Source organism: Cytophagia bacterium CHB2 (assembly GCA_030263535.1).
Taxonomy (GTDB): domain Bacteria; phylum Zhuqueibacterota; class Zhuqueibacteria; order Zhuqueibacterales; family Zhuqueibacteraceae; genus Coneutiohabitans.
On sequence record SZPB01000608.1, the window covers coordinates 1 to 2,234 of the forward strand.

The window sequence follows — 2,234 nt, forward strand, 5'->3', positions numbered from 1 at the left end:
CGTGCGCCTCATTCTCGAATCCGGCGAGCCGGACATACAGGCGTTGCCGTGGGAAATGACGTTTCATGCCGACCAACGCCTGGGTTTTCTCAGCCGCAATGCCGATTTTACCCTGCTGCGGCGCTGGCAGCCAGCGGACGAGGCGATGCCCGACTTGCCCGGCGGGCCGCTGCGCATTCTGCTTTTCGTAGCCTCGCCCGAAGATCTCGATCCCGAAAAATCCCGCCTGGATTTTGAAACCGAGGAGACTTTTCTCTTTGCCCAGCTCGATGCCGGCCTCAGCCGCGGTGAAGTGGAAATCGATGTGGCCGAAGACGGCACATTGGAAACCCTGCAAGCCCGCCTCGAAAGCAATGTCTATCACGTCGTGCATTGCAGCATGCACGGCAGCATGCAAGACGGCCACGCGCTGTTGTCTTTTGAAGATCGCGCCACCGGCCGCCAGCGCAATGTCGCTCCGCAAGACTTGATTGCGGCGTGGAAAAATGGCAAAGCGCCCGCGCCCTGTTTTTTTCTCTCCGCCTGCCAAAGTGCATTGCCTGATACCCAACGCGCGGTGCCGAGTTTTGCGCACGCCCTGCTCGAGGCCGGCGTGCCGCACGTCATCGGCATGCGGCGTTCGGTGGCTGACACTGCTGCCACTAATTTTGCCGGGTATTTTTATCACGCTCTCGCTGCCGGCAAACCCCTCGATCGCGCCGTCACCGAAGCGCGCCAGAAAATCACCGGCGCGGCCTCGGGCGCCGCCAAAGCCCCGCATGAGCTTTTCATCGAAGTGTTCCAGCAGTGGAGCATTCCAGTGTTTTATTCGCGCAAACCGGAGCCGGCCTTGCTCGACGGCCACAAGCCCTTTCAACCGCAGCCGCGGTTGCTGCAGAAAAAAGTGCAAATCGGCGAGCTGGCGTTCACGCACGAGGGCTTCATTGGCCGGCGCGCCGCCATTCGCCGGCATTACCGCAAGTGGGCGGCCGGCCAAACCCCGCATCTGCTGCTCTACGGCATCGGCGCCCTTGCCACTAGGCCCACACTGTTTATCTTCGACAACCTCGAGTCCTGTTTGGATTTGGCCACCCGGCGCTTCCTGGCGGAGCACGCGGCGACCGAGGCGCTGATCGCCGCGACGCAACGCCTCTCCGGGGCGGTGCGGACGCTCTTGACCTGCCGCTATGCCCTCGTGAGCGACAAGCTCAAAAATACCGCAGCCGCTGAATTGCCCGAGGCCGGCCTGGGTGATATTCTGCGCTTCATGCGCCAATGGTCCTGGCCGGAAACCGTGACCGCCGAGGACAAAAAAGTGATGTACAAAACCCTGGGCGGCAACTTTCGCAGCATCGAATGGCTCTCGGGCCTGCTCACTGCGGCCGAAGAAACCTGGGCCAGATTGCAGCAAAAATTTGTGGGCTTGCAACCGCCGGCCGGGACCCCGGCTGCGGCCACGCAAACCGTGCTCGAAGCCATGCGCCGCGACCTGGTGTTTGATGAGCTGCTCGCCCTGCTCACCCCGGGGGAAAAATTGCTCGTGCAGCGTCTGACATTGGAGCCGCGACCGCTGATCATTGACGGCTTGTATGCGCTGTGGGATGAAACCGGCCATTTGGAAACCGCCATAACGCATTTAAATAATTACGCTTTACTCGAATCCGCCCATGCCCCTCACCTCGCTCTTGCCACCTACCAAATTCCGCCGTTGGTGGCAGAACTGCTCAGCCGCGAGCCTTTGACCGAGGCGTTGCAGCGCGACACCCACGCCCGGTTGGGCAGGTATTGGCGCTTTGCCGGTGAGAAATTCACCCGCTTGATCAGCGACGACCTGGCGGCATTCGAACATTTTACCCTGGCTGGCCTGCAAGAAGAAGCCGATGAAATGCTTGAAGGCTTGAGCGGCGCTTTTTATCGCTGGCAGCAATTTGGCCGCGTGGTGGCGTTCCTCATGCCGTTTGTGCAGCGCCGCGGTGAAACCACACCGTGGTGGGCGTTGAATCGATTAGGACAATGTTTGGACTCTCTGGCTCAATATCAAGCGGCTTTGCAATGTTACTTGCTGGCGGAAAAATTAGTCGCGCACCCTAAGTCAAAGGAGGAAAAACGACAACTGGGCACGACGCTGAACAATCTCGCGACCACGGCTTATGCCGGCGGGGATTACGGTAAGGCGCTGGAGTATTTGGAAAAGAGTTTGGCGATTCAAAGAGAAATCGGCGATCGCGCGGGCGAGGGCACGACGCTGAACAACA

General features: G+C 60.0%; 1 protein-coding gene. It reads left to right on the forward strand.

The genetic code is table 11. The features are described from left to right. A partial coding sequence (locus FBQ85_29430; GenBank protein MDL1879253.1) for a CHAT domain-containing protein occupies nt 1-2,234 on the forward strand: 2,234 nt, incomplete at both ends.